This window comes from Aureimonas sp. SK2, from assembly GCF_029813115.1.
Classification (GTDB): domain Bacteria; phylum Pseudomonadota; class Alphaproteobacteria; order Rhizobiales; family Rhizobiaceae; genus Aureimonas.
The window spans coordinates 249,223-265,266 of sequence record NZ_JAPZDS010000001.1 but is presented as its reverse complement, the minus strand read 5'-3'; the positions used below and the strand labels follow the sequence as shown (position 1 = coordinate 265,266).

Annotated in this window: 20 protein-coding genes; 12 read left to right on the top strand and 8 right to left on the bottom strand. The window is 69.2% G+C overall.

Going from position 1 to position 16,044, the window contains the following annotated elements; translation table 11 throughout:
- Positions 1 to 7 precede the first annotated feature (7 nt).
- Positions 8 to 763 carry a DeoR/GlpR family DNA-binding transcription regulator gene (locus O5O54_RS01330; protein ID WP_279477938.1) on the bottom strand — a complete coding sequence of 252 codons (756 nt, stop codon included), beginning with the start codon at positions 761 to 763 and terminating at the stop codon, positions 8 to 10.
- A 97-nt stretch (positions 764 to 860) separates the two neighbouring features.
- Here O5O54_RS01330 and O5O54_RS01325 point away from each other — a divergent pair, with 97 nt between their 5' ends.
- A complete protein-coding gene (locus O5O54_RS01325) occupies positions 861 to 1,445 on the top strand; it encodes an NUDIX domain-containing protein (RefSeq protein ID WP_279477937.1) in 585 nt (194 codons plus the stop codon).
- 12 nt (positions 1,446 to 1,457) lie between these two features.
- Here the strand turns inward: O5O54_RS01325 and xylB are convergent, their stop codons facing one another.
- Positions 1,458 to 2,915: a xylulokinase gene (gene xylB, locus O5O54_RS01320; protein ID WP_279477936.1), complete on the bottom strand. Its 1,458-nt coding sequence runs from the start codon at positions 2,913 to 2,915 to the stop codon at positions 1,458 to 1,460.
- A gap of 184 nt (positions 2,916 to 3,099) precedes the next feature.
- On the opposite strand from xylB, the gene O5O54_RS01315 reads away from it, so the two are divergent.
- The 5 genes from O5O54_RS01315 (at position 3,100) to O5O54_RS01295 (ending at position 6,605) form a co-directional block, all read left to right on the top strand.
- Positions 3,100 to 3,957, top strand: a complete 858-nt coding sequence (locus O5O54_RS01315) for a D-amino-acid transaminase (RefSeq protein ID WP_279477935.1) — start codon at positions 3,100 to 3,102, stop codon at positions 3,955 to 3,957.
- Between the two features lie 126 nt (positions 3,958 to 4,083).
- Positions 4,084 to 4,653 carry a biotin transporter BioY gene (locus O5O54_RS01310; protein WP_279477934.1) on the top strand — a complete coding sequence of 190 codons (570 nt, stop codon included), beginning with the start codon at positions 4,084 to 4,086 and terminating at the stop codon, positions 4,651 to 4,653.
- Positions 4,654 to 4,672: 19 nt separating this feature from the next.
- Positions 4,673 to 5,347 (top strand): ABC transporter ATP-binding protein, encoded by a 675-nt coding sequence (locus tag O5O54_RS01305; RefSeq protein WP_279477933.1) that lies wholly within the window; start codon positions 4,673 to 4,675, stop codon positions 5,345 to 5,347.
- Positions 5,344 to 5,934: an energy-coupling factor transporter transmembrane protein EcfT gene (locus O5O54_RS01300; RefSeq protein ID WP_279477932.1), complete on the top strand. Its 591-nt coding sequence runs from the start codon at positions 5,344 to 5,346 to the stop codon at positions 5,932 to 5,934. The genes O5O54_RS01305 and O5O54_RS01300 overlap by 4 nt, the downstream gene beginning before the upstream one ends.
- 65 nt (positions 5,935 to 5,999) lie before the next feature.
- Positions 6,000 to 6,605, top strand: a complete 606-nt coding sequence (locus tag O5O54_RS01295) for a TIGR00730 family Rossman fold protein (RefSeq protein WP_279477931.1) — start codon at positions 6,000 to 6,002, stop codon at positions 6,603 to 6,605.
- Positions 6,606 to 6,609: 4 nt separating this feature from the next.
- Here the strand turns inward: O5O54_RS01295 and rarD are convergent, their stop codons facing one another.
- The 4 genes from rarD to cysS all read right to left on the bottom strand — a co-directional run bounded on the left by rarD (position 6,610) and on the right by cysS (position 10,552).
- Positions 6,610 to 7,530, bottom strand: a complete 921-nt coding sequence (gene rarD / locus O5O54_RS01290) for an EamA family transporter RarD (protein WP_279477930.1) — start codon at positions 7,528 to 7,530, stop codon at positions 6,610 to 6,612.
- A gap of 99 nt (positions 7,531 to 7,629) precedes the next feature.
- Complete coding sequence (locus O5O54_RS01285; RefSeq protein ID WP_279477929.1) at positions 7,630 to 8,124, bottom strand: GFA family protein; 495 nt, start codon at positions 8,122 to 8,124, stop codon at positions 7,630 to 7,632.
- Positions 8,121 to 9,116, bottom strand: a complete 996-nt coding sequence (gene pip, locus O5O54_RS01280; protein ID WP_279477928.1) for a prolyl aminopeptidase — start codon at positions 9,114 to 9,116, stop codon at positions 8,121 to 8,123. Before pip ends, O5O54_RS01285 begins: the two co-directional genes overlap by 4 nt.
- Positions 9,113 to 10,552 (bottom strand): cysteine--tRNA ligase, encoded by a 1,440-nt coding sequence (cysS, locus tag O5O54_RS01275; RefSeq protein ID WP_279477927.1) that lies wholly within the window; start codon positions 10,550 to 10,552, stop codon positions 9,113 to 9,115. The genes pip and cysS overlap by 4 nt, the downstream gene beginning before the upstream one ends.
- Positions 10,553 to 10,854: 302 nt before the next feature.
- Here cysS and O5O54_RS01270 point away from each other — a divergent pair, with 302 nt between their 5' ends.
- Entirely contained in the window at positions 10,855 to 11,034 is a 180-nt protein-coding gene (locus tag O5O54_RS01270; protein WP_279477926.1) for a hypothetical protein, read from the top strand.
- 88 nt (positions 11,035 to 11,122) lie between these two features.
- On the opposite strand, the gene O5O54_RS01265 is transcribed toward O5O54_RS01270, so the two are convergent.
- Together O5O54_RS01265 and O5O54_RS01260 are read right to left on the bottom strand one after the other, a co-directional pair.
- Positions 11,123 to 12,160 carry a M42 family metallopeptidase gene (locus O5O54_RS01265; protein WP_279477925.1) on the bottom strand — a complete coding sequence of 346 codons (1,038 nt, stop codon included), beginning with the start codon at positions 12,158 to 12,160 and terminating at the stop codon, positions 11,123 to 11,125.
- A 21-nt stretch (positions 12,161 to 12,181) separates the two neighbouring features.
- Complete coding sequence (locus O5O54_RS01260; protein WP_407061649.1) at positions 12,182 to 12,904, bottom strand: SOS response-associated peptidase; 723 nt, start codon at positions 12,902 to 12,904, stop codon at positions 12,182 to 12,184.
- Positions 12,905 to 12,978: 74 nt separating this feature from the next.
- On the opposite strand from O5O54_RS01260, the gene O5O54_RS01255 reads away from it, so the two are divergent.
- From O5O54_RS01255 to O5O54_RS01235, 5 genes are all read left to right on the top strand, one after another.
- Positions 12,979 to 13,398, top strand: a complete 420-nt coding sequence (locus O5O54_RS01255) for an NUDIX hydrolase (protein WP_279477923.1) — start codon at positions 12,979 to 12,981, stop codon at positions 13,396 to 13,398.
- 75 nt (positions 13,399 to 13,473) lie between these two features.
- Positions 13,474 to 13,920 carry a TIGR02301 family protein gene (locus O5O54_RS01250; protein WP_279477922.1) on the top strand — a complete coding sequence of 149 codons (447 nt, stop codon included), beginning with the start codon at positions 13,474 to 13,476 and terminating at the stop codon, positions 13,918 to 13,920.
- 91 nt (positions 13,921 to 14,011) lie between these two features.
- The gene (locus O5O54_RS01245) at positions 14,012 to 14,272 is read left to right on the top strand and encodes a hypothetical protein (protein ID WP_279477921.1); all 261 of its coding nucleotides are present in this window, start codon (positions 14,012 to 14,014) and stop codon (positions 14,270 to 14,272) included.
- A 34-nt stretch (positions 14,273 to 14,306) separates the two neighbouring features.
- Positions 14,307 to 15,116, top strand: a complete 810-nt coding sequence (locus tag O5O54_RS01240; RefSeq protein ID WP_279477920.1) for a hypothetical protein — start codon at positions 14,307 to 14,309, stop codon at positions 15,114 to 15,116.
- Between the two features lie 88 nt (positions 15,117 to 15,204).
- Positions 15,205 to 16,035 (top strand): folate-binding protein, encoded by an 831-nt coding sequence (locus tag O5O54_RS01235; protein ID WP_279477919.1) that lies wholly within the window; start codon positions 15,205 to 15,207, stop codon positions 16,033 to 16,035.
- Positions 16,036 to 16,044: the final 9 nt, after the last annotated feature.

Genomic DNA, 16,044 nt, shown 5'->3' with positions numbered 1-16,044 from the left:
CGGGCTCTCAGGCCGCGACGATGTCGATGCCGCATGCGGCGAGCGGATCGAGAAGGTCGGCGGAAAGGTCGGGCTCCACCACGAGGGTGCCGATCTCGGCCAGCGGCACGATGCCGAAGGGCGAAGCGGCGCCGAGCTTGTCGCGCGTCGCCAGCACCACGATCTCGGCCGACTGTTCCGCGATCAGCCGTTTCAGCGCCGCCTCCTCGGCGTGGCCGGTGGTGAGCCCGAGTTCGGCATGGACGCCCGTCGCCCCCATGACGAAGAGATCTGCCCGAATGCGCCGCAATGCCTCGACGCATCCCGCGCCCATGGCGACGACCGAGTGCTTGAACAGGCGACCGCCGACGAGTTCCACCTCCACTCCAGGGTGATCGGCCAGTTCGACGGCGATGCTCGGGCTATGGGTGACGACGGTCAGCCGAAGGTCCGGCGGCAGGTGCCGCGCCACCTCGACGTTGGTTGTGCCGCCGTCGAGGAAAACCACCTGGCCGGGGCGTATCAGACGGGCGCCCGCACGACCGAGCCTCGCCTTGGCATAGAGGGAGATCCGCTCGCGTGCGGCGTAATCCGCCACGGCCGGCGAGGACGGCAGGGCTCCCCCGTGCACCCGCTGCAAAAGGCCCTCGCCCGCCAGTTCGCGCAGGTCGCGGCGGATCGTGTCTTCCGACAGGCCGAGCCGATGGCTGACCTCCTTGGCGACCACACGCCCTTCCCGGCGCAACGTGTCGAGGATCAACGCCTTGCGTTCCGAAGTCAGCATCGCAACCCTGCACGAAAATTCTTGACGTTGCACGAATATGCACGGATGAATGACGCCTGCCAAGCGGCCGGGATGGCCGGAGGGGAGCAACGTGACCATGAGCATCGCCGAGCGCATCCGCGTGGAGAGCGTCACCACCCTGTCGGACGACTGGTACGTTCTAAAAAAGACGGTGTTTTCCTATCGGCGCGGCGACGGGCGCTGGCAGCGGCAGTCCCGCGAGACCTACGACCGCGGCAACGGCGCCACGATCCTGCTCTACGACCCACGGCGGCGGACGGTGATCCTGACGCGGCAGTTCCGATATCCCGCCTTCGTCAACGGACATGACGACCTCTTGATCGAAGCGCCCGCAGGTCTCCTGGACGATGCGACGCCCGAGGCCCGCATTCGTGCGGAGACGGCGGAAGAGACCGGGTTCGCGATCGGGGAGGTCCGGCCGATCTTCGACGCCTTCATGAGCCCCGGCTCCGTTACCGAACGGCTGCACTTCTTCGTGGCGGAATACGCGCCGGGCGACCGCGCGTCGGCCGGCGGGGGCAACGAGGCGGAGGGAGAGGACATCGACGTCCTGGAGCTTCCGATCGACGAGGCGCTCGGCATGATCGCCACCGGCGCCATCCGCGATGGCAAGACGATCATGCTTCTGCAGTACGCGGCGCTCTACCTCCTGCGTCCCTGAGGGCGCTCGGGGTCAGCTCCGGCCGGCGGCCATCAGCGCGGGGTAGAGCGCCTGATAGCGGTGATGCGCGTCGGCGAAGGATTCGACCAGCTTTTCGTCGGGCTCGTAGCGCGCGGCGATCGGCGGCTCGGTCATGACCGAATCGGGGTCCGCACCGGTCGCGGCGCAGATGCCGAGGCGGGCCGCGCCGAAGGCCGCGCCGAAATCGCCCGCCGCCGGCAGGGCGACGGGCGTCTCCAGGACGCTCGCCATGATCTTCAGCCAGAGTTCGGAGCGCGAGCCGGCGCCGACCGCAATGAGCTGGCGCACCCATGAGGCATGGGGCGCGGCGTCGAGGCAGTCGCGGATGGAGAAGGCGACGCCTTCGAGAACCGCGCGGACCATGTCGGCCCGGCTGGTATCGGCCTGGAGGCCGATAAAGGCGCCGCGAACCGACGCGTCGTTGTGCGGCGTGCGCTCGCCCGAGAGATAGGGCAGGAACAGGAGGCGGCTCGGCGCGCGAAGCTCCGTGCCCGCCCCTGCGACGAGGTCGCCCGGCTTCTCGGCGAGGACGCCGGACAGCCATTCCAGCGACCCCGCCGCCGAGAGCGTGACGCCCATCTGGTGCCAGAGGCCCGGCAGGGCGTGGCAGAAGGTGTGGAGCGCGGTGTCGGGCACCGGATCGTATCCGGCGCTCGCGGTGAACAGGACGCCCGAGGTGCCGAGCGACAGGAAGCCGGTGCCTGGCCGGGTCACGCCGACGCCGCAGGCCGAGGCCGCGTTGTCGCCGCCGCCGCCTGCCACGACCACCCCGTCGGGCAGGCCCCAGCGGCGCGCGAGTTCGGCGCGCAGGGTGCCGCTAGCCTCCGTGCCTTCCACGAGGCGCGGCATCTCGGCTTCCGACAGCCTGGTCCGGCGGAGCATGGTGGACGACCAGCGGCGCTCGCCGGTGCGCAGCCACGCGGTGCCGGCGGCATCCGACATATCGGAAACGGCCTCGCCGGTCAGCCATAGGCGGAGATAGTCCTTCGGCAGGAGCACGCGGCGCACTCGCTCGAAGATGCGCGGCTCGTTGCGCGCGACCCAGAGAAGCTTGGGCGCGGTGAAGCCGGGAAACACGATGTTGCCCGTGATGCCGCGCGCTTCCTCGTCGTCGAGTTCCTCGGCCTCCTCGTGAGAACGGGTGTCGTTCCAGAGGATGCAGGGGCGCAGGACCTCGTCGGCCTCGTCCAGCAGCGTCGCGCCGTGCATCTGGCCGGACAGGCCGATGCCGCCAACGGAGGCAAGCGCGGCGGGATGCTCGGCCCGGAGCTGCGCCAGGACGCTCTCGCAGGCGGCGATCCAATCGCCCGGCTCCTGCTCGGACCAGCCGAAGGCCGGGCGCGTCACATGCAGCGGGGCGCTGGCGGTCGCGACGGGGGTCTGGTCCTCGTCGACGATCAGGGCCTTGAGCGACGACGTGCCCAGATCCAGCCCGAGATAGTGGCCCATACGCTTTCAGTCCCCCTCCGACGGGAGGCGCGGCGCACGGCGGCGATTCTCCCGAGACCCAACAGGTAACGTCGGAAGCCCGTCGTCTTCAACCGGCAAGACGGGACATGGCGCCCGATCGTCTCGTCCCACCGGTCCTTATGCGCTAGAAGCAGCGCCGAACGCATCGAGGACCACGGCATCCATGACCCGCATCGTCTACGTCAACGGCGCCTACCACCCCGAAACCGACGCCAAGGTTTCGGTCTTCGATCGCGGCTTCCTGTTCGCCGACGCGGTCTACGAGGTGACGGCGGTGATCGGCGGCAAGCTCATCGACTTTCCCGGCCATTGCGCGCGCCTGCGCCGCTCACTGAGGGAACTCGACCTGCCCTCGCCCGCGACGGACGAGGAAATCCTGTCGATCCATCGCGAACTCGTCCGACGCAACGCCCTTCATCACGGCCATGTCTATCTCATGGTGACGCGAGGAGAGGCGGATCGCGACTTCGCCTTTCCGAAGGCGGACACCGCGCCATCCTTCGTCCTGTTCACGCAGAAGCGCGACGCGATCGAAACGCGGGAGGCCGAAGCGGGGCTGCGGGTCGTCTCCGTGCCCGACCTTCGCTGGGGCCGCCGCGACATCAAGACCGTTCAGCTCCTCTATCCTTCGATGGCGAAGATGGAGGCCAAGCGCCAGGGCAAGGACGACGCCTGGTTCGTGGAGAACGGCGAGGTCACAGAGGGTACCAGCAACAACGCCTATATCGTGACGCAGGACGGCACGATCCGCACGCGGGCGCTCGGCCACGACATCCTGCACGGGATCACCCGTGCCGCGATCATGACGGTGGCGGGGGAGCTGGGCCTCGCCGTGGAGGAGCGGCCCTTCACGATCGCCGAAGCGCAGGGCGCGCGGGAGGCCTTCATCACGTCGGCCGGCGCCTTCGTCACGCCGGTGGTCGAGATCGACGGCGCTCCCGTCGGCGAGGGGAAGCCCGGACCGATCGCGCGTCGGCTGCGCACCGCCTATCTCGAGGCGGCGATCGCCCAGTCGATTTGACGCAAGGCCGGCGGGACGCCACAAGCTCGGGGATCCGTCGAATCGGTCCGGGCCACCCCGGGAATGGACGCAGGGAATCTTCCGCCGGCCCTCCAGAAGGGTGCAGGCTTTTAGGGAACGACAGGCATGTCCACGCGCGACCTCGTACTGATCGCCCTCTTCGCAGCCGTGATGGCGGTGCTCGGCGCCTTTCCGCCGCTGATGCTGCCGATCATCGCAATCCCCGTCACCGCCCAATCCATGGGGCCGATGCTGATGGGCGGCATTCTCGGGGCGAAGCGCGGCGTCCTCTCCATGCTCCTCTTCCTCGTGCTCGTCGCCGTCGGCCTTCCGCTTCTGTCGGGCGGGCGCGGCGGCCTTGCACCCTTCGTCGGGCCTTGGTCCGGCTTCATCTACGGCTGGGTGCTGGCCGCCCTCCTCATCGGCTGGCTGACGGAGCGCTTCTGGGACCGGCTCGGCCCCGTCTCGGCCTTCGCTTTCTGCGTCGCGGGCGGCATCGGGGTGGTCTATGCCGTCGGCGTGCCCTGGTTCGCGGCCATGTCGGGCCTCGGCCTTCTGGAAGCCTTCGCCGGCTCGGCCATGGCCTTCATTCCCGGCGATCTCGTGAAGGCGACCGTGGCGAGCGCCGCGATCGTCATCGTCAAGCGATCCTACCCGCTGATCGGGCAGGGCCGGACCGGCGCGGCACGCGCCTGACGAAAGGTCCGGCTCGGGCATGATCGAGTTGCTGGGCGTCTCGCTGGCTCGGGGCGGACGAGACGTCCTCTCCCGCCTCGACCTCCGGCTCGCCGAGCGGCGGATCGGCGTGATCGGGGCCAACGGTTCCGGCAAGTCGAGCTTCGCGCGCCTCTTGAACGGGCTCCTCCTGCCGACGGAGGGAACGGTCCGGGTGTTCGGCCTCGACACGGCGGCTGACGGGCGTGCCGTGCGCCGGCGCGTCGGCTTCGTGTTCCAGAACCCGGACAACCAGATCGTCTATCCGACGGTCGGGGAAGACCTGGCTTTCGGGCTGAAGCCGCTGAAGCTCGATCGCGGGGAACTGGCCCGACGCGTGTCGTTTGCCCTCGCCGAGGCGGGCCTGGCCGGCTTCGAGAACCGGCTGACGCACGAGCTTTCCGGCGGCGAGCGCCAGATGGTCGCGCTGGCCGGCGTCGGCATCGCACGGCCCGAAATCCTCGTGCTCGACGAGCCGACGACGCTTCTCGACCTTCGCAACAAGCGCCGGGTGATGGCCCGGATCGACGCGCTGCAGCAGACGGTCGTGATGGTGACGCACGACCTCGACCTCCTGTCGGGCTTCGATCGGGTCCTCGTGTTCGAAACCGGGCGCCTCGCCTTCGACGGACCGCCCGCCGAGGCGATCGGCGCCTATCGGAGCCTCTGCGCATGATGGGGGGTCTTTACCGGCCCGGCGACAGCCGCCTGCACCGGCTGCCGGCAGGGGCGAAGCTTCTGTTCCTGGCGGCGGCGGGCACGCTTGCCGTGCTGGTCTCGAACCCCTTCGCCATGGCGGCGCTTCTCGTCGGCTCGCTCGCGCTGTTTCCCTTCGCCGGCCTTTCGGCGGCCGAGGCGTTCCGGCAGCTCCGGCCGGCGCTGCCGATCCTCCTCCTCCTGTTCCTGGCGCAGCTCTGGCTGGCGGACGCGGCGTCGGCCGCGCTGATCACCATGCGGCTCGCCGCGCTTCTCCTGCTTGCGTCGCTCGTGACGCTGACGACGCGGGTGTCGGACACGGTCGATACGCTGGAGCGCGCGCTCGGACCGCTGCGGCGGTTCGGCGTCGATCCGGCGCGCGTCAGTCTGGCGATCTCGCTGGCGATCCGGTTCATCCCCGCACTGGGCACGGTCCTTTCCGACATCCGCGAGGCGCAGGAGGCGCGCGGGCTCGACCGGCACCCGCTCGCGCTCGCCGTGCCGCTGGTCGTGCGCACGCTCAAGATGGCCGACGAGGTGGCGGAGGCGATCGAGGCGCGGAGCTGACGCAGTGCAGCGAAAACCGGCGCGTCCGGCTTGACCGGGCACCCCGTTCGACCGACCTTGACGCCATGACTTCGATTCGATCCCTTTGCGTCTACTGCGGCTCCTCGGCGGGCCGCGATCCCATCTACCGCCAGTCCGCCGAGGCGCTCGGCACCGCCATGGGGCGGGCCGGCATGCACCTCGTCTATGGCGGAGGAACGCGCGGCATCATGGGCGCCGTGTCCGACGCCGTGATCGCGGCCGGCGGGCGCGTGACGGGCATCATCCCGCGCTTCCTGATCGACATGGAGGCGACCGAGAGCGAACTCAAGCGGCTGGACGAGCTCGTCGTCACCAAGGACATGCACGAGCGCAAGCACCTGATGTTCGAACGGGCCGACGCCTTCGTGGCGCTGCCGGGCGGCATCGGGACGCTGGAGGAACTGGTCGAGATCATGACCTGGAGCCAGCTTGGCCGGCACCAGAAGCCTATCGCCATCGCCAACATCAACGGCTTCTGGGACCCGTTCGCCGCGCTGCTCGACCACATGCGCGAGGCCGGCTTCATCCACACCGGCCACATGGTCAAGCCGATCGTGGTGGACCGGATCGAAGACCTCCTGCCCGCCCTGGAAGCCGCCGCCCCCAAGCGCGAGAGCGAGGGCGTCGCCGAGGTGATCGAGAAGCTCTGACTGCTCAGTGCGCGGGTTCGACGGCCGGGACAGCCCGGCCGGCGGCCCGGCGATCGCGCAGGATGGACCAGCTGTAAAGGCCGAGCGCCGTCCAGATGCAGCCGAAGGCGACGGCCTGCCAGGGGCCGAAGGGCTCGCCGAAAATGAAGATCGCGGTGAGCGTGATCAGCGTCGGCGCGATGTACTGGAGAAGGCCGACGGTCGTGTAGCGCAGGAGGCGCGCGGCCAGCGAGAACAGGATCATCGGGACGGCGGTGATCACGCCGGTACCGACAAGCAGCGCGGTCTCCGTCGCGCCGATGCCGAAATGCCCGCCGCCGTCCCGCACCAGCCAGACCGCGAGCGCGAGGGCCGGCAGGAACAGGATCGTCACCTCGACGAAGAAGCCCTCCGTCGCGCCGATCTTCACCGTCTTGCGCAAGAGGCCATAGGAGGCGAACGAGAGCGCCAGCGCCAGCGAGACCCAGGGCAGGCCGCCGCTCTCCAACGTCAGCACGAGGACGCCGGCGGTAGCGATGCCGACCGCGATGGTCTGCAGCCGGTTCAGCCGCTCGCGCAGGAAGACGCCGGCCATCAGGACGTTGATCAGCGGGTTGATGTAGTAGCCGAGCGCGGCGTCGAGCCCATGGCCGGTCGCGATCGCCCAGACATAGACGCCCCAGTTCACCGAGATCAGCGCGGCTGTGAGGACGAGCGTCCCAAGGACGCGCGGGCTGCGAACGGCGGCGAGACCCTTGAGGCCCCCGGCCGCGGCCAGAATTCCGAGCGTGAGCAGCCACGACCACAGGATGCGCTGTGCCATCACCTCCATGGAGGGCACGTGCGCCAGGGCCTTCATGTAGAGCGGCAGGACGAGGCCCCAGATCGAATAGGCGGCGATGCCGTAGGCATAGCCGCTGGCGGGCTCGGCTTGGGATGCGGGCATGGGATCGGCTCCGGGGTCCGGCCTGCTTCTAGCAATCCCCGACCATCACTGCACCTTAGTTTCGTTGATGGCAGCCATTCGTTTCCGTGATGCGAGCGGTCACGCCTGGTGCGCGTCGCCCGGCCGGTCGCCCGGCATCTCGCAGTCCGGATGCTGCAGCGAGACGATGTCGGAGAGATAGGCGGCGTCCGCATCCTGTTCCGTCGTGCGCACGGGAAGGCCCGGTACGCCGTCGACATAGGGCAGCTTGTTCTCGGTGCCGAACTGGATCTCGGGCGCCAGCGCCGTCGGGTCGTCGAAGGCGCCGATGGCCAGCGCCGTGCCGTCCGGCGCCTCGTAGGTCAGCGGCGTGCCGCAGTCCGGGCAGAAGCCGCGCTGCACCTGGTTGGACGAGCGGAAGCGCTTGGGCTCGCGCCTGGTCCAGACGAGTTCGGCTGAACCCAGATTGACCAGCGGCGCGTAGAAGGCACCGAACGCCTTCTGGCACATGCGGCAGTGGCAGACGGAGGCGCGGCCGAGCGCGCCGTGAATGCGAAAGCGCACGGCGCCGCATTGGCAGCCGCCGGTGCGGAAGGGCCTGTTGTCGAGGGTCATGACCGAACGCTCCTCGTTCGCGGGACACTCCCTCCGTTATGGGTCGCGAAGCGGTCGGTGGCGAGGATCAGTCGGTCCAGGGTGTTTGGCTCGGAAAAGGCATGGCCGGCATCCTCCACGATCTGGAGCTCCGAGCCCGGCCAGGCCTTGTGGAGGTCCCAGGCGGTGACGGGGGGCGTAACGACATCGTAGCGCCCCTGGACGATCACGCCGGGAATGCCGGCGAGACGGCCGGCATCGCGGATGAGCTGCCCCTCGTCCAGCCAGAGATCGTGGAAGAAGTAGTGGTTCTCGATCCGGGCGAAGGCGATGGCATGGTCGCTGGCGCCGAAGCCGCCGGCGACGTCGTGCAGCGTGCGCATGGACACGGTGCGCGCCTCCCAGTCGGTCCAGGCGCGAGCCGCGCGCGAGCGCACGTTGCGGTCGAGGTCGAGGAGAAGCGGCCGGTATCCGGCGACCGGATCGGCCCGCGCCTCTTCGGGCAGCGGCGCGAGGAAGCGCTCCCACTCATCCGGAAAGAGCCGGCTCGCGCCCTCGCGGTAGTACCAGTCGAGTTCGGAGCGGCGGCCGGTGAAGATGCCGCGCAGCACCATCTCGGTCACATGGGCGGTATAGGCCTCCGCATAGGCGAGCGCCAGGGTCGAGCCCCAGGAGCCGCCGAAGAGCATGACCTGTTCGAAGCCGACCATGCGGCGCAGGCGCTCCACATCCTCCACAAGATGCGGGGTGGTGTTGGCATGGAGAGCGCCGAGCGGCGAGGAACGGCCGCAGCCGCGCTGATCGAACAGGAGGACGTTGTAGCGCTCGGGATCGAACAGGCGGCGATGGGTCGGGTTGCAGCCGCTTCCCGGTCCGCCGTGCAGGAAGATCACCGGCTTGCCGTCGGGGTTCCCGCACAGTTCGAAGTAGAGGACGTGGCCGTCGCCGACGTCGAACTGGCCCGTCCGGTAGGGTTGGATCGTCGGATAAAGCTGCCGGCGCGTCTCGCTCAACGCTTGATCTCCCAGGTGGTGACGCGTTCGCCGGTGGCAGGATCCTTGCCGTCCTTGAGGAGCACGCCTTCGGCCGCGAGTTCGTCGCGCAGCGCGTCGGCGGCCGCGAAGTCCCGAGCCTTCAGGAGATCAAGGCGGCGAGAAATGCGATCGGCGACGTCGGCGCTCAAGCCCTGCTCGCGAACGGGGTCTAGACCGAGAAGGCGCAGCGAAGCGAGCGCCTCGGCCGCGCGGCCTTCGTCGAACAGCGCGTGGACGCGCGCGATGGCGGGCGACAGCGCGAGATCGTCGCAGACGGCGGCCAGGAACTCGGGTTCGGGTGCGGCATCGGCCGGGACGCCCTCGCCAGCCGCGCGCGCCAGGCGCTCCCACTTGTCGAGTTCGCGCACGGCCTCGTCCAGCTTGGCGGCGGTGAAGTCGATCGGCTCGCGGTAGTGGGTCTTCATCATGAGGAGGCGCACGGCCTCGCCCGGCCAGCGACGGCCGCCGACCTTTTCGGTCTCCAAGACGTCGGCGATCGTGACGAAGTTGCCCTCCGACTTCGACATCTTGCGGCCCTCGACCTGCACGAAGCCGTTGTGCATCCAGACCTCGGCCATGCGTTCCGTGCCGTGGGCGCAGCAGGACTGGGCGATCTCGTTCTCGTGGTGCGGGAAGATCAAGTCGAGCCCGCCGCCGTGGATGTCGAAGGTCTGGCCGAGATAGGCCGCCGACATGACCGAGCACTCGATGTGCCAGCCGGGCCGTCCCCGACCCCAAGGGCTGTCCCAGCCTGGCTCGTTGTCGCCCGAGAGCTTCCAAAGGACGAAATCGGCCGGATTCTTCTTGTGCGCCTCGACAGCGACGCGCGCGCCGGCCTGCTGGTCCTCGAGCCTGCGATGCGACAGCGCGCCATAGGCCGGCATGGAGGCGACATCGAACAGGACTTCGCCGCCCGCGACATAGGCGTGGTTCTTCTCGATCAGCGTCCGGATCATCGAGATCATGTCCGGCAGGCCGTCGGCCCGCGGCGCGACGAAGGCCGTGGCGCGCGGCTCGACCGTCGGCGACAAGCAGCCGAGCGCCGCCACGTCCTTGTGGAACTGCGCGGCGGTCTTCTCCGTCACCCGCGCGATGGCGTCGTTGAGCGGAAGGTCGGGGAAGTCGCGCGCGGCGCGGGCGTTGATCTTGTCGTCCACGTCCGTGATGTTGCGGGCATAGGTCACCCGCTCGGACCCGTAGAGTTGACGCAGCAGGCGGAACAGGACGTCGAAGACGATCACGGGCCGCGCGTTACCGATATGGGCGAAGTCGTAGACCGTCGGCCCGCAGACATACATGCGCACGCGCCGGTCGGCTTCCGCCACGCCCTCGCCGTGCCAGTCGAGCGGACGGAAGGCCTCCTTCCGGCGGGTCAGCGTGTTGGTCAGGAACAGGCGCGGCGTCTCGTCGGTCATGTCGGTCCTCGGTCTGCCGCCCGTGCGGCGGCGCAGCAGAGCTACAGGCAATTCCGATCCGGTTCAAACCGGCGCGAGCCGCCCCGCTTCGTTCATCTTCCGTTAAGTATTGACGATAACGTCAACGTGGCTTCTGCATTGCAACATGATGCAATCACGCAACATGTCGCCGTGGCAACCATTTGTTAAGTATAGATTCGTCGTCTTTTCAGATTTGCGCCGCTAAGAAGACGCATTCGTCTGGCTTTCTACGACCATCACGCCAACCCTGGCACCCAGTAAAACACCGCAGGCATACGGAAATGACCAAGCAGCAGTTCAACTTTCGTTCCAAGCAAGAGCGCGAGCGCGACAGCAAGCTCGTCAGCAACTATCGCGAGATCGGCATCGCGGCCGTGCTCGCCGCCAAGGCGACCCAGCACGGCGCGCTGAGCAAGGCCACCGCACAGCGCACCGTGGCCAACGCCAACGCGCGCGACTGATCCGGCAGTAGTGCCCGGCTCTCCGGCCCCGCCGGATCGAGCCGCTTCGAGCCCGCCTTCACGGCGGGCTCTTTCGTTTGGGCGCCCCTCAGTGCCGGGCGACGAAGGCCGCGAGGATGTCGCGTGCGGCCAGGAGGTCGCGGCGGTCGATCATCTCGCAGACCGTGTGGATATAGCGCGTGCCGACCACGATGCCGATCGCGCGGGCGCCGGCCGCCGCCTGCTGCAACGCGGCCCCATCCTGCCCGCCGGCCGCCAGGATCGTGCGCTGCCAGGGAATGTCGTTCGCCTTGGCCAGCGCCTCGAACTCGCGCACCAGCTCGCGATCGCTGATGAAGGAACTGTCCTTCATGTGAAGGCCGAAGCCGGCGCCGAGCTCCGTCGTCTTGTCGCGCTCAGGGACCCCCGGCGTGTCGCAGGCGAGCGTGGTGTCGATGCCGATCCCGATATGCGGGCGGATGTCGTGGGCGACAGTGCGCGCGCCACGAAGGCCGACCTCCTCCTGCACCGTGAAGGCGACAGTCAGCTGGCACTTGTGCGACCGGCCGTCGGCCAGGAGCTTGCGCACCACTTCGAGGCCGAGCCAGCAGGCGATGCGGTTGTCGAGCGCCTTGGAGACGATGCGATCGCCCATCTCGACCAGCGGCTCGTCCATGACGACGAAATCGCCGACGCGCACCTTTTCCTTGGCCGCGGCGCCGAGGCCGATGTCGACGAAGAAGTCGGTCGCTTCCGGCACCTTCTTGCGGTCCTCAGGCGAGGAGATGTGGATCGGCTTGCCCTCGGCGTTCATGATGCCGCGATAGTCGCCCTCGTCGGTGCAGACGAGAACGCGGCGCGAGAACAGGTTGCGCGGGTCGAAGCCGCCGACCGGCGAGACGTGGATGAAGCCCTTGTCCGAGACGTAGTTCACGAGGAAGCCGATCTCGTCCATGTGGCAGGCGAGGACGATGCGCTCGGGGTCGTCGCCTTCGCCCTTTCGCGTGCAGACCAGGGAGCCCATCACGTCGGTCTCGATCGTGTCGAAGAGGTCGGCGGCTTCCGCCGCGATCAGGTCGCGCACCCGGTGCTCGTGGCCCGGCACGCCGGGGGTCTCGCACAGCCGCTTCAGGAGATCGATGTTCATGGGATCCGTCCGGTTGGTCGTTCAGAACAGGGAGAGTTGGCCCGGCCCTTCGGGAGCGGGCCGCGCCGCCGCCCGTTCCTGAACCTCCGGCCCCATGTTGGCAACCGCGTTGACGCGGGTCGAGACCGGCAGAGCCTCCCAGGCGTCGGTCAGCCCGGCATGGAGGAGATCGGCGACGGCGGCCGGCGGCCGGCCGCCGACATCGAGCCAGCGCTCGAAGGCATCGGGCGACACGACCACCGGCGCGCGCGCATGGATGGCCGACAGGCGCGGGCCGGCGGGCGCGGTGAGGATCGTCAGCGTGTCGATCTCGCTGCCGTCGGAAGCGAGGAACGTCTCGTGCAGGCCGGCAAAAGCGGCGACGGCGCCGCCCGCCGGGCGAACCAGGAAGGGCTCGGGCTTGGCACCCTCGGCGCGGCGCCACTCGTAGAAGCCGGTGGCGGGCACGAGGCAGCGGCGATGGCGCATCGCGCCGCGGAAGGATTGACGCTCGGCCGCCGTTTCCGCCCGCGCGTTGAACAGGAGTGGCAGATGCGCCGGGTCCTTGGCCCAGCCGGGGATCAGGCCCCAGCGTCCGAGGCGCGCCTCGCGCCGCAAACCGCCGCGCGCGGGAAACAGCGCGACATGCAGCACAGGCTGGGTCGGAGCGATGTTGTAGCGCGGCGGGAATGGGTCCACCGCGTCGAGGTCGAAGGCGTCGCGCACCGCGTCCGGTGTCGCGGTCAGGGCAAAGCGTCCGCACATGGCGGCGAGGATGGGGGACCGGACGGCGCGCCGCAAGACTTGCCCGGAGGCGGAATCGCACTCTATGCCGCGCCATGAGCACGCCCCGCCCGCTTCTCGGTGTTTCCGTCTGCCTGTTGAAGGGCACCGACGTCTGCCTCGTGCGCCGGGGCCGCGCGCCCTGGGCTGGCGCCTGGAGCCTGCCGGGCGGGCGCGTCGAGTTCGGCGAGCGGCTGGAGGACGCCGCGCGGCGCGAGATGCGCGAGGAGACCGGCGTCGAGCTGGAGGCGATCGAACTCCTGCGGCTGCACGAGGCGATCGATCCGGCGCACGACGCGCATGCCGTGATCGCCGTGTTCCGCTCGCTGGCCGAATGGAACGGCGACGCGGTGGCGGCCGCCGACGGCGCGGCGGACGCGCGGTTCTTCCCGGTCTCCGAGGTCGGGGGCATGGAGGCGGAGGGACGCACGACACCGGGGCTCGCGGCCATCGTGCAGGACGCGGCGCGCCGCTAACCTTAACGCGCGGCAGGAGGCCCCGCCCCTTTCGCGCGTCTTGCATTCACCCCAATCCGGCTGCAAACCTCGCTTATGGCTTTCGCGGACAATTTTCTGAAAATTCTTGGGGTTGCCGGCGTCGCCCTGGCACTGGCCGGCACCGCCGCGTCCGCCCAGGACGGCAAGCCCCCCGCGGAGGAAAAGCCCGCTGCCGAGGAGCCGGCCGCCAAGCCCTCCAACGCACCCTACATGAAGCCCTTGTCGCGCCTCGCCACCGTTCTCGGCTCGCTGCATTTCCTGCGCGGCATCTGCGGTGACCCGAACGCCGACGTGTGGCGGGCCAAGATGAACGCCATTCTCGAAGCCCAAGCGCCGGGCGAGGCCGATCGACGGACCCTTGTGGCGCACTTCAACCAGGGGTATCGAGCCTTCGAATCCACCTACCGGAAGTGTACCCCGGCTGCGACGGTCGCGGTGGAAAGATACGCCAAGGAAGGCGCCGACCTTTCGCGAGAGATCAGCGCAAGGTACGGAAGTTAACGATTTGTATAGAGGGTGGTTTGCGTCCGCGACCCGCCTTCCCCGCCCAGAGGCCCGCTGCCGCCTCGGACAGTGGAAGAAGGACTATTCGATGATCGATCTGCACGGTTCCGAACTCGACGAGATGATCGTCGCCGAAAAGAAGCAAGTCGCCAGCGAGTATCACAACGAAGCCTGGGCCGACGGCATTTCGGACGGGATCGAGGCGGACATCCTCGCCGAGACCGCGATGGCGACCGCCGTCACCGAACTGGTGCGCCACCATGGCGAGGCCGAGGTGCTCGAAATGCTCGACACCCTGCGCCGCCGCGTCGAGTACGGCGAGTTCCGCGCCGTCCGCTCCTTCCAGTGAGGCAGGGACGGGCGCCGCTCGTCCGATGGGTGACATGACCGGTTTCCGACGCGCACTTCTCGCGTTCTCCATCCTGGCCTGGGGCGGCATGGCCGCCGCACCCGCCTTCGCCCTGTCGCAGATCACCGGCGAGGACGGCAACGTGCTGCCGGGCCGCGAGGGCATCGTGGCCGTGCCGCTACCCCCCGTGCCGGGCCAGCCCGCGCCAGCCGAGGCGGCTCCGCCCGCCGATGCAGCGCCCTCGGCTCCCGCCGCTACGACGCCGGCCGCACCTGTCGCACCCGCGCCGGATGCCGCCGCTCCGGCGGTCGCGCCCGGTTCGCAGGAGGCACCGGCCGACGAAGGCGCCGAACAGGCCCCTGCCTCCGAACTGCCGCCGATCGAGATCCGCTACGGCGACGAAGGCCTGCCCCAGCCGGTGCGCGACCTGCGCGCCAAGCTGATGGAGGTCGCCCGGACCGGCGAGATCGAGAAGCTGCGCCCCTATCTCCAGACGGGCGCCGACCCGACCGTCGTCTCCGCCACCCAGCCCGAGCAGGATCCGATCACGACGCTCAAGGAAGCGTCCGGCGACGGCGAGGGCGTCGAGCTTCTCGCCATCCTCCTGGAGACGCTGGAAGCCGGCCATGTCCGGCTCGATCCCGGCGGCGAGAACGAGATCTATGTCTGGCCCTATTTCACGCAGGTCGATCTGGGCGCGCTGACCAAGCCGCAGCTCGTGGAGCTGTTCGAGCTGGTGACGGCGGGCGACTACCAGCGCATGGTCGCCAACGGCTCCTACGATTTCTACCGTGTCGGCATCTCGCCCGAAGGTCGGTTCGAGTTCTTCGTCGACGGCGACTGAGAGCGCCCGGCGCCCCTTGTCTTCGTCTGCGGGGTCGGCACATAGGGTTCGAGACCGATCTTGCCGGTCGAACCCTTGGACAGATGCCATGCCCCGTGCCCGCCTTTCGGACCGTGCGACGCTCCACCTGACGGGCGACGAGGCCGAGCCCTTCCTGCAGAACCTCGTGACGGCCGACCTTTCCGCGCTCGGACAAGGCGAAGCGCGTCCGGCGGCCCTCCTGACGCCGCAGGGCAAGATCCTCTTCGACTTCCTGGTGAGCCGCATCGCCGGCGGGCTGCGGCTCGACGTGGCGGCAGGCGCGCGGGGCGACCTCGCCAAGCGGCTGACGCTCTACAAGCTGCGCGCCAAGTTCATGATCGCGCCGAGCGACGAGACGGTCGCGGCCGTCTGGGAGGAGGATGCTCCCGACGGCGCGCTGGTCGATCGGCGCTTTCCCGGCCGGGTCTTCCGGCTCTACGGCGCGGACGGCGTCGAAGGCGATCCGGCCGAGTTCGAGGCGCTGCGGCTCTCGCTCGGGATCGCCGAAGCCGAGCGCGACTTCCCCGGCTCCGACGTCTTCCCGCACGACGTGCTGCTCGACCAGAACGGCGGAGTTTCCTTCAAGAAGGGATGCTTCGTCGGTCAGGAGGTCGTCTCGCGCATGCAGCATCGGGGCACGGCGCGCCGGCGCGTGATGGTGCTGCGCGCGGAAGGGCATCTGACGCCGGGCGTGAACCTCGATGCCGGGGGGAAGACGATCGGCACCGTACTCTCGGCCTCGGGGAGCCTCGGTATCGGCATGGTGCGCATCGACCGGCTGGTGGATGCGCTCGGCGCGGGCGCGGCTCTTTCGGCCGACGGCGTGCCGCTGGAGGCGGAAGTTCCGTCCTGGGCTGGCTATGCGCTGCCCGAGCCGGGCGCCGGCGACGAGGCTTGAGCGTGTCCG

Excerpts from the sequence above, each read along its gene's own strand:
- O5O54_RS01330 (WP_279477938.1), bottom strand. The coding sequence starts at position 763 with ATGCTGACTTCGGAACGCAAGGCGTTGATCCTCGACACGTTGCGCCGG.
- O5O54_RS01325 (WP_279477937.1), top strand. The coding sequence starts at position 861 with ATGAGCATCGCCGAGCGCATCCGCGTGGAGAGCGTCACCACCCTGTCG.
- xylB (WP_279477936.1), bottom strand. The coding sequence starts at position 2,915 with ATGGGCCACTATCTCGGGCTGGATCTGGGCACGTCGTCGCTCAAGGCC.
- O5O54_RS01315 (WP_279477935.1), top strand. The coding sequence starts at position 3,100 with ATGACCCGCATCGTCTACGTCAACGGCGCCTACCACCCCGAAACCGAC.
- O5O54_RS01310 (WP_279477934.1), top strand. The coding sequence starts at position 4,084 with ATGTCCACGCGCGACCTCGTACTGATCGCCCTCTTCGCAGCCGTGATG.
- O5O54_RS01305 (WP_279477933.1), top strand. The coding sequence starts at position 4,673 with ATGATCGAGTTGCTGGGCGTCTCGCTGGCTCGGGGCGGACGAGACGTC.
- O5O54_RS01300 (WP_279477932.1), top strand. The coding sequence starts at position 5,344 with ATGATGGGGGGTCTTTACCGGCCCGGCGACAGCCGCCTGCACCGGCTG.
- O5O54_RS01295 (WP_279477931.1), top strand. The coding sequence starts at position 6,000 with ATGACTTCGATTCGATCCCTTTGCGTCTACTGCGGCTCCTCGGCGGGC.
- rarD (WP_279477930.1), bottom strand. The coding sequence starts at position 7,530 with ATGCCCGCATCCCAAGCCGAGCCCGCCAGCGGCTATGCCTACGGCATC.
- O5O54_RS01285 (WP_279477929.1), bottom strand. The coding sequence starts at position 8,124 with ATGACCCTCGACAACAGGCCCTTCCGCACCGGCGGCTGCCAATGCGGC.
- cysS (WP_279477927.1), bottom strand. The coding sequence starts at position 10,552 with ATGACCGACGAGACGCCGCGCCTGTTCCTGACCAACACGCTGACCCGC.
- O5O54_RS01270 (WP_279477926.1), top strand. The coding sequence starts at position 10,855 with ATGACCAAGCAGCAGTTCAACTTTCGTTCCAAGCAAGAGCGCGAGCGC.
- O5O54_RS01265 (WP_279477925.1), bottom strand. The coding sequence starts at position 12,160 with ATGAACATCGATCTCCTGAAGCGGCTGTGCGAGACCCCCGGCGTGCCG.
- O5O54_RS01260 (WP_407061649.1), bottom strand. The coding sequence starts at position 12,904 with ATGTGCGGACGCTTTGCCCTGACCGCGACACCGGACGCGGTGCGCGAC.
- O5O54_RS01255 (WP_279477923.1), top strand. The coding sequence starts at position 12,979 with ATGAGCACGCCCCGCCCGCTTCTCGGTGTTTCCGTCTGCCTGTTGAAG.
- O5O54_RS01250 (WP_279477922.1), top strand. The coding sequence starts at position 13,474 with ATGGCTTTCGCGGACAATTTTCTGAAAATTCTTGGGGTTGCCGGCGTC.
- O5O54_RS01245 (WP_279477921.1), top strand. The coding sequence starts at position 14,012 with ATGATCGATCTGCACGGTTCCGAACTCGACGAGATGATCGTCGCCGAA.
- O5O54_RS01240 (WP_279477920.1), top strand. The coding sequence starts at position 14,307 with ATGACCGGTTTCCGACGCGCACTTCTCGCGTTCTCCATCCTGGCCTGG.
- O5O54_RS01235 (WP_279477919.1), top strand. The coding sequence starts at position 15,205 with ATGCCCCGTGCCCGCCTTTCGGACCGTGCGACGCTCCACCTGACGGGC.